This is a genomic window from Sphingomonas sp. NCPPB 2930 (genome assembly GCF_042867205.1).
GTDB lineage: Bacteria > Pseudomonadota > Alphaproteobacteria > Sphingomonadales > Sphingomonadaceae > Sphingomonas.
Genome location: NZ_JBHZQU010000032.1, coordinates 1 through 8,576, shown reverse-complemented (window position 1 = coordinate 8,576; position 8,576 = coordinate 1). Strand labels below are relative to the sequence as shown.

Genomic DNA, 8,576 nt, shown 5'->3' with positions numbered 1-8,576 from the left:
AGCTCCGACTAAGCCTTTGCTTTCGCAAAGACCAAGTCTGCGCAACCCTCTCCCCTCTGCGAGGGGCGAGGGAAGGACAGGCATCGCTGAATGGCGACCGGCCCTAGGTCACCAGCCGCTTGAGCGTGTCCACCCGGTCGGCCTCTGCGGCGGGCTTGTCGGTGCGGATGCGGGCGATTCGGGGGAAGCGCATCGCGACGCCGGATTTGTGCCGCTTGGACTCGTGGATCGAATCGAACGCGATCTCCAGCACCAGCGTCTTCTCGACCTCGCGCACGGGGCCGAAGCGCTGCACGGTATGCGCGCGCACGAAACGGTCGAGCTGCCGCAACTCCTCGTCGGTGATCCCCGAATAGGCCTTGCCGACGGGGAGCAGCTCGCCCTCCTCGGTCCAGCAGCCGAAGGTATAGTCGCTATAATAGCTCGACCGGCGGCCATTGCCGCGCTGGGCGTACATCATCACGCAATCGGCGGTCAGCGGATCGCGCTTCCATTTGTACCACAGGCCGACCCGCCGCCCGCCGCTATAGGGCGAATCGCGACGCTTGAGCATCACCCCCTCGATCGCGGCATCGCGGGCGGTGGCGCGCAGGGCCTCCAGCGCGGTGAAGTCCTCCGCCTCGATCACCGCGCTGACGTCGAATCGATCGAGGTCGAGTTTCCCTGCGAACGCCTCCAGCCGCTGGCGGCGCTCGGTCCAGGGGAGGGCACGGACATCCTCGGTCCCATCGACCAATATGTCATAGAGCCGGACGAAGGCGGGGTAGTCGGCCAGCATCCTGGCCGACACCGTCTTGCGCCCCAGCCGCTGTTGCAGCGCGTTGAAGCTGGCCGCGCCGCCGCCATCCTCCAGCGTACCGCCCTGATGCTCGCCCTTGACCAGCAGCTCGCCGTCGACCGCGCCCACTGCGTCGAAGGCGCTCGCCACATCGGGAAAGGCGTGGGTCACATCGTCGCCGGTGCGGCTGTAGAGCCGGGTCTGGCCCGCGACATGGACGATCTGCACCCGGATGCCGTCCCATTTCCACTCGGCGGCATAGTCGGTCAGGTCGACCCGCAGATCCTCCAGCGGATGCGCCAGCATGAAGGGGCGGAAGACCGGCACGTCGGCGGGCGTCGGCTGCGCGCCCTTGCCCTCGCCCCAGGCGAACAGTTCGGCATAGGGCGGCGACAGGCCGTGCCAGACCTCTTCCACCGCGTCGACGTCCAGCCCGAAATGCAGCGCGAAGGCGGTCTTGGCGAGTCGGGCGGACAGGCCGATGCGCAGGCCGCCGGTCGCCATCTTCAGGAGCGCGAACCGTTCCTCCGCACTCGACCGGTCGAGCATGTCGGCCAGCACGGCGGGGGCGTCCGAGCGGGAGAGGTGGCGCAACCGCTCGACCACCGCGCTGACCGAGAGGGGTTCGGGGTCCAGCGGCCGGTCGGGCGCGGGCCAGAGCAGCGCAACCGTCTCGGCGGTGTCGCCGACATAGTCGCGGCTCATGCGAAACAGCACCGGGTCGACCCGCTGCTCGATCAGCGCGCGGATCAGCGCGGGCTTGACGCCGGGCAGGTCGAGATCGCCGGTCAACGCCGCCATCGCCCAGCCCCGGTCGGGGTCGGGCGTGGTGGCGAGGTAATCCGCGACCAGCTTCAGCTTGGCGTTGCGCGACCGGGTATAGATCAACGCATCGAGCAACGCCGCGAATTCGCGCATCGGCGGATCAGTCGATGGCGTTCTTCACCGACTTGCCCGCGACCAGCCCCAGCACGAGGAAGATCACGAACAGCGCGATCGCGATGAAGAACAGGATCTTGGCGATGCCGACAAAGGCGCCCCCGATCCCCCCGAATCCCAGCGCGCCGAGAATCAGTCCGACGACGAGAAAGGTGATGGCGAGCTTGAGCATGGGACGATTCTCCTGACCTGATAAGGGGTCAACCGGCCAGGACGGTTGGTGTTCCGATTACGGATGGGCGAAACCGAAAGGGGGCGGGCGCGCCCGCTAAATGCAAGGATCGGTTGGCAAAAAGGGTGGGGAAATGGAACAAGGCGATCCTATGCCTTATCCGACCCACCGCTATCGTGCCCTGTGCGACCTGACCCCGGCCGAAGAGAATGCGCTGATCAACCTGGGCGATGCCGAGGTGGTGCGCCGTCGCGGCCAGACGTTCCAGCGCGAAGGCGATGTCGTCAGCGGCTTCTACCTGCATATCCGGGGGTGGATCAGTTCCTCGATCGTGCTGCGCAATGGCGATCGGCTAATCCAGAAGGTCCATCTGCCCGGCGATATGCTGGCCACGCCCAGCATGGTCCTGCCGCATGCCGCCGACACGCTGACCGCGATCACCGAGGCGGTGACGGCGTTCGTACCCTATGAACGGATCGGTCAACTGTTGACCGAGATGCCGCGTCTTGGCGCGCTGTTCACCACGGCGGCGCAGATGGAGCGGCTGGCGCTGATGGACATGCTGGCGATCACGGGCAACGCCTCGGCCAAGGAGCAGCTGGCGCGCCTGCTGGTCGATCTCCATGCGCGGCTGACCCCGATCGACATGGTGCAGGACGACAGCTTCCACCTGCCGCTGACCCAGGAGATCATCGGCGATCTGGTCGGCCTGACCGCCGTTCACGTCAACCGGACGATCCGGGCGATGGAAGCCGAGGGGCTGATCTCGCGACAGGGCCATCGCTTCCGCCTGCTCGACCTGCCCGCGCTGCGCCAGCTCTCCCCGCTGCCCCCCCGGCGGCCGCGGTTCGAGGCCCCCTGGCTGCCCGCCGCCGCGGTCTGACGCCCAGACAAAAGGCCCCGGCTTTCGCCGAGGCCCTTCGCATCATGGGGTGGGGTGGGGGAGATCAGCCCTTGCGGCCCGCCTCGAACAGGAACCAGGCGCGTTCCTCGGCCTGGTCGGTCCATTCGTCGACGATGCCGCTGGTGGCATTGTCCTTGGCCTCTTCGGCGGCGTCCTTGACGGTGCGGAACCGCTCGACCAGCTTCAGATTGTCGTCGCGCAGCTCGACCAGCATGTCGGCGGCCGACACGAATTCGCGGTCATTGTCGACGATGGTCTGGCGCCGCGCGATATCGCCGATCGACCGCAGCGTGACATTGCCCGTCTTGCGCACCCGCTCGGCAATCGCGTCGGTCACGCCCAGGATCTGCGTCGCCTGATCGTCAAGCATCAGGTGATAGTCGCGGAAATGCGGGCCCGAGACGTGCCAGTGGAAATTCTTGGTCTTCAGGTACAGCGCATAGCAGTCCGCCAAGGCGCCGTTGAGTGCGTCGGCGACGCTGGCGGTCGCGTTGCGGCTGAGGTCGGTCGGCGTATCGAGCGCCGGATTGATATCGGACATGACATGCTCCCGCTATCTGTCGTTGCTGTCTGGATCGTTGCGTAAACGATCCGATGGCGCAAATGCTCCCCGCCTGTCCATGTACAAAGACCGTGCAGTCTGATCGATCCCCTAGATCAGTCCCCGGATCGACAGGGCGATGGTGATTCCGGCCAGGATCATCGTGCAACCGACGCCGATCCGTATCGCCCGTAGCGGCAGGCGGCGCCACTCCCGCTCGCCCAGCAGCAGCGCGGGCAGGATCGCCCCCGCAAGCCCCAGCATCGCGCCGGGCAGCGCGGCCCAGGGCAGGGGCGATCGCGCCGCCGCCGCCGCGATGACCAGCGTCGTCGAATCGGAAAGCTGGATCGCACCGCTGCCGATCACCGCCGCGACCAGCGGGCTCCAGCGCGGCGGCATCGCGCGCGGCGCGGCCATCCGCCCGAACAGCCCGATCCCCAGGACGAGCAGCGCCAGCGCCAGCAACAAGCTGCGGGTGTCGGGCGTCACCTCGGGTGCCAGCGTTTGGCCGAACGCGATCGCCAGGCCCGCCATGACCGCCTGGACCAGCATCGCCCCCAGGACGACCCGGCCGGGCTGTCGGCTATGCTCGGCCAGATGGACCACGAAGCCGCTCCATCGCCCCGCCGCCTGTGCGCCCAGCACCGCGACCAGCACGATCATCAGCGCATCCATTCAGCCCGCCAGCCGCACCGAACAGACCGTGGCGAAGTGATTCGCCGTCTCGAAATCCTGCCGCTCGCTCGCCACCGCATCGGTCAACATGGTCAGCCAGCCATGCACGGTCGCCGTGCCGCCGCTGCGTGACAGGGCGCGGTCGATGAAATGGGTGACGGTGACCGCCGGGGCCAGGCCATGGGCATGGGCGATTCGGCGAATCGCCTCGACGCCCCCCGCCAGATCCGCGACGGGGGCATAGGGCGCGCGAACGTCGAGTGCGGCGATGCGCGCCCAGAGCTGATCGCGAATCGCGCCGTCCATGCCCTTGTCGCGGGGCGAATCGCCTGTACCCATGGCCTTGCGCCTGTTCCTTCCACCCGTCCCTGTCCGGCGGCCCGCCGGGATCGGGGGGTGTAACCATAGTCGCGGGCGCGTAAAGAGGGGCTTAAATGGCCCGCAATACTTGACTCGGGCGGGCCCATGGGCCATGGGCGGCGCTTATATAGCGGCGGCTCCGGCTGCCGCTTTCGCTTTTTCACGCATACAGGAACCAGGTCATGGCCAAGCCGACCACCGTCAAGATCAAGCTCGTCAGCTCGGCTGATACCGGCTTCTTTTACGTCACGAAGAAGAACCCGCGCACCAAGACCGAGAAGCTGAGCTTCAACAAGTACGACCCGGTCGTGCGCAAGCATGTCGAGTTCAAGGAAGCCAAGATCAAGTAATTTGCGGGCGGCGACCCCCAGGGTCGCCCCGTAATGGCTTGAAGGCGTGAAGCCGCCGTCCTGACGGACGCGCGGCTTTTTGTCGTTGGCATAACGCTCCACCTCCCGCGGGCGAGTTTCAGGTCGGTCATGCCTCCGGCATGACCTAAACGATGCGGGGCATCGTTTACCTGAAACTGGGCTGGGGGGAGGGCTTCTCCACGGGCGACACGGCTTGGGGCTTTCCCTCCCCCATCCCCTCCCGCCTGCGGGAGGGGCGTGCTTGGGGCGTGTGCCTATGCCGCTTCGGGATACAGCGTGCGGATCAGCCAGTCATGGAACAGCCGCACCGACTTCTGCTGGAGCGCGCGGGGGCGGCAGACGAACCAGTGGCTGTACGGGCTGTCCACCTCGATATCGAACAGCCGGACGAGGCGCGGGTCCTGCGCATGTTCGAAATGGCTGGCATGCATGAAGGCGATGCCCAGCCCCTGCGCCGCCGCCTCCAGCATCAGTCCGCCCGAATCGAAATAGTCGATCGCCTTGGGCTTGATATTGGTCAGCCCCGCCACCTGGCACCAGGCGGTGAAGGCGTCGGGCATTTCGCGGTGGAGCAGCGCGGTCATGCCGTTCATCTGCGACGGGCGGACCAGCGGGTTGGGCCCTTCGATCAGCCGCTTCGACCCGATGACATAGACCTTGTTGCGATCCAGCCGCTTGGCATAGAGCGAGGGATCGATGTCGCGGCCCAGCGCGATCACCGCGTCCAGCCCTTCGCCCAGTCGCGCGATACCGTGCCCGGCGGTGTCGATGTCGAGATGCAGTTCGGGATGCGCCGCGCGCAGCATCCCCATATGCGGGAACAACCGCTGCGCCGCATAGAGCGGCAGCACGCCGAGCCGCAGGCGCAGCACCTCGTGCCCGCTGGTCATCGCCTCCACCGCGTCGCTCAACTGGTCGAGCAGCGGCGCGATCTGCTCCATCAGCGTCTGGCCATCCTCATTGGGCACCATCGCCTGATGCCGCCGCGCGAACAGCGGCTTGCCGACGAACCGCTCCAGCGTCTGGACCCGGCGGCTGAGCGCAGGGGCGGACAGCGCCAGTTCCTCGGCGGCGGCCTTGATGGAGCCCAGACGGACGACTTGGACGAATGCTTCGATCGCACCCAGCGGGGGAAGCCTGCGCATCTCGCACCTGTTGTTGTGACATCCTCTCGATCAGAGGATTGCATAAACTGCAACCTTAACCAAGCTTTTCGCACTTGCAACATAGCGTGCTGCGGCGCAAAAGGAACGGGCCTTTCAGGCATCCTCTCCTAAAAACTTTTACGGGCTGGTCGTTTCGATCGGCCCTTTTTTTTGCCTCGCTCCGTCGGGCGGCCCTTTCGCGACCCGGAACCCGCCCCCACGTCCCGCGCTTTCGTGTTGAACACTCAAGCCAAGGGATCATCATGGCCGACAGCGACGCGCCGACCCGCAAGATACAGGTGGCCAATAGCCGTCCCGAGGATTCGGGGCGCGGGCTGGCGCATATGCCGCGCGCGCTGATGGCGGCGCTGGGCATCACCGAGGGCGATGTCGTCGAGATCGTCGGCAAGCAGGCGACCCCGGCGCGCGCCGTCGCCCCCTATCAGGAGGATGAGGGCCTCGACCTGTTGCGCATCGACGGGTTGCAGCGGGCCAATGCCGGCGTCGGCTCGGGCGATTTCGTCGAGGTGCGCAAGGTTGAATCGAAACCCGCGACCCGCGTCGTCTTCGCCCCCGCGCAGGAGAATCTGCGGCTCCAGGGCTCGGCGCAGGCGCTGAAGCGCACCTTCTTCAACCGGCCGCTCTGCCAGGGCGATGTGGTGGCGACGGCGGGGCAGCAGCGTGTGACCAACATGCCGCCGGGCGTCGCGCAGTTCATGAACGCGCCCGCCTATGCGCTCCAGGAAATCCGCCTCGCGGTCGTCGCGGCCAGCCCCAAGGGCGTCGTCCATATCGACGAGAATACCGAGGTCGAGCTGCGCCCCGAATATGAGGAACCGCGCGAAGCCCGCCGCGCCGACGTCACCTATGACGATATCGGCGGCATGGCCTCGACCATCGACCAGCTGCGCGAGATGGTCGAACTGCCGCTGCGCTATCCCGAATTGTTCGAGCGGCTGGGCGTCGAGCCGCCCAAGGGCGTGCTGCTCCATGGCCCGCCCGGCACCGGCAAGACGCGGCTTGCCCGCGCTGTGGCCAATGAATCGGACGCGCAATTCTTCCTGATCAACGGGCCCGAGATCATGGGCTCGGCCTATGGTGAATCCGAACAGCGCCTGCGCGAGATTTTCGAGGAGGCGACCAAGTCCGCCCCCTCGATCGTCTTCATCGACGAGATCGACTCGATCGCCCCCAAGCGCGACCGGGTGCAGGGCGAGGCGGAGAAGCGGCTCGTCGCGCAGCTCCTGACCCTGATGGACGGGCTGGAGGCGCGCGCGAACCTCGTCATCATCGCCGCCACCAACCGGCCCGAAGCGATCGACGAGGCGCTGCGGCGGCCGGGCCGCTTCGACCGTGAGATCGTGGTGGGCGTCCCCGACGAGCGCGGGCGGCGCGAGATACTCGGCATCCACACGCGCGGCATGCCGCTGGGCGACAAGGTCGACCTGGCCGAGCTGGCGCGCACGACCTTCGGGTTCGTCGGGGCCGATCTGGCCGCGCTGACCCGCGAGGCGGCGATCGAGGCGGTGCGGCGGATCATGCCGCGCCTGAACCTCGAGGAGCGGACGATCCCGGCCGAGGTGCTCGACACGCTGTCGGTGACGCGCGAGGATTTCATGGAGGCGCTCAAGCGCGTCCAGCCCTCGGCGATGCGCGAGGTGATGGTGCAGGCGCCGACCGTCCGCTGGGAGGATGTCGGCGGGCTCGACACCGCGCAGATGAAGCTGAAGGAAGGCGTCGAGCTGCCGCTGAAGGACCCGGATGCCTTTCGGCGGCTGGGTATCCGGCCCGCCAAGGGCTTCCTACTTTACGGCCCGCCCGGCACCGGCAAGACGCTGCTGGCCAAGGCGGTCGCACGCGAGGCGCAGGCCAATTTCATCGCCACCAAGTCGAGCGACCTCCTCTCCAAATGGTATGGCGAGAGCGAGCAGCAGATCACCCGGCTGTTCGCCCGCGCGCGACAGGTGGCGCCGACGGTCATCTTCATCGACGAGCTCGATTCGCTGGTCCCCGCGCGCGGCGGCGGCCTGGGCGAGCCGCAGGTGACCGAGCGGGTGGTCAACACCATCCTGGCGGAGATGGACGGGCTGGAGGAATTGCAATCGGTCGTCGTGATCGGTGCGACCAACCGCCCCAATCTGGTCGACCCCGCGCTATTGCGGCCGGGCCGGTTCGACGAGCTGATCTATGTCGGCGTGCCCGACAAGGCGGGGCGTCGGCGGATCCTGGGCATCCAGACCGCCAAGATGCCGCTCGCACCCGATGTCGATCTGGACGATGTGGCGGCGCGGACCGATCGCTTCACCGGCGCGGACCTGGGCGACGTGGTCCGCCGCGCGGGCCTGATCGCGCTCCGCAAGTCGCTGGGCGCGCAGGAGGTCGACATGGCGGCGTTCGACGAGGCGCTGACTGAGGCGCGGGCCAGCGTGACCCCCGAAATGGAGCGCGATTACGAACAGATCGCCGCCCGGCTGAAACAGGATGCGGCGGCGATCCAGCCGATCGGCTTCATCACGCCGGGAATGCTGACGCCGAGGGGCGACAAGCAGCCTTGAGGGAAAGCCCCTCCTCCCGGCGGGGAGGGGGCTACGGCGGATCGACATTCAGTATTGCTTCTTCTTTCCCTCTCCCCTGGACAGGGGAGAGGGTTAGCGAAGCTTGCCAGCCTGCTGGCTAGCGCAGCTTGGGTGA

9 protein-coding genes are annotated in these 8,576 nt (G+C 67.2%); 3 read left to right on the top strand and 6 right to left on the bottom strand.

All coding sequences use genetic code 11. The annotated features are described in order from the left end of the window. Window positions 1-103: 103 nt before the first annotated feature. Both ACFX59_RS18000 and ACFX59_RS17995 read right to left on the bottom strand, forming a co-directional pair. Window positions 104-1,696, bottom strand: a complete 1,593-nt coding sequence (locus tag ACFX59_RS18000; RefSeq protein WP_387434402.1) for a cisplatin damage response ATP-dependent DNA ligase — start codon at window positions 1,694-1,696, stop codon at window positions 104-106. A 7-nt stretch (window positions 1,697-1,703) separates the two neighbouring features. Beyond that, window positions 1,704-1,889 (bottom strand): DUF1328 domain-containing protein, encoded by a 186-nt coding sequence (locus ACFX59_RS17995; RefSeq protein ID WP_007407044.1) that lies wholly within the window; start codon window positions 1,887-1,889, stop codon window positions 1,704-1,706. A gap of 151 nt (window positions 1,890-2,040) precedes the next feature. Between ACFX59_RS17995 and ACFX59_RS17990 the strand changes: the two genes are divergently transcribed. Next, the gene (locus tag ACFX59_RS17990; RefSeq protein ID WP_309691417.1) at window positions 2,041-2,772 is read left to right on the top strand and encodes a Crp/Fnr family transcriptional regulator; all 732 of its coding nucleotides are present in this window, start codon (window positions 2,041-2,043) and stop codon (window positions 2,770-2,772) included. A 64-nt stretch (window positions 2,773-2,836) separates the two neighbouring features. Here ACFX59_RS17990 and ACFX59_RS17985 read toward each other — a convergent pair whose 3' ends face one another. From ACFX59_RS17985 to ACFX59_RS17975, 3 genes are all read right to left on the bottom strand, one after another. After that, entirely contained in the window at window positions 2,837-3,334 is a 498-nt protein-coding gene (locus ACFX59_RS17985; protein WP_307101883.1) for a Dps family protein, read from the bottom strand. Between the two features lie 111 nt (window positions 3,335-3,445). Continuing rightward, the gene (locus ACFX59_RS17980; RefSeq protein ID WP_387434399.1) at window positions 3,446-4,009 is read right to left on the bottom strand and encodes a TMEM165/GDT1 family protein; all 564 of its coding nucleotides are present in this window, start codon (window positions 4,007-4,009) and stop codon (window positions 3,446-3,448) included. Further along, window positions 4,010-4,348 (bottom strand): hypothetical protein, encoded by a 339-nt coding sequence (locus ACFX59_RS17975; protein ID WP_387434396.1) that lies wholly within the window; start codon window positions 4,346-4,348, stop codon window positions 4,010-4,012. Between the two features lie 203 nt (window positions 4,349-4,551). Between ACFX59_RS17975 and rpmG the strand changes: the two genes are divergently transcribed. After that, window positions 4,552-4,719, top strand: a complete 168-nt coding sequence (gene rpmG / locus ACFX59_RS17970; RefSeq protein WP_007407030.1) for a 50S ribosomal protein L33 — start codon at window positions 4,552-4,554, stop codon at window positions 4,717-4,719. Window positions 4,720-4,994: 275 nt separating this feature from the next. On the opposite strand, the gene ACFX59_RS17965 is transcribed toward rpmG, so the two are convergent. Further along, complete coding sequence (locus ACFX59_RS17965; RefSeq protein ID WP_387434393.1) at window positions 4,995-5,885, bottom strand: LysR substrate-binding domain-containing protein; 891 nt, start codon at window positions 5,883-5,885, stop codon at window positions 4,995-4,997. Between the two features lie 263 nt (window positions 5,886-6,148). Here ACFX59_RS17965 and ACFX59_RS17960 point away from each other — a divergent pair, with 263 nt between their 5' ends. Beyond that, window positions 6,149-8,440 (top strand): CDC48 family AAA ATPase, encoded by a 2,292-nt coding sequence (locus ACFX59_RS17960; protein WP_309691439.1) that lies wholly within the window; start codon window positions 6,149-6,151, stop codon window positions 8,438-8,440. Window positions 8,441-8,576 lie beyond the last annotated feature (136 nt).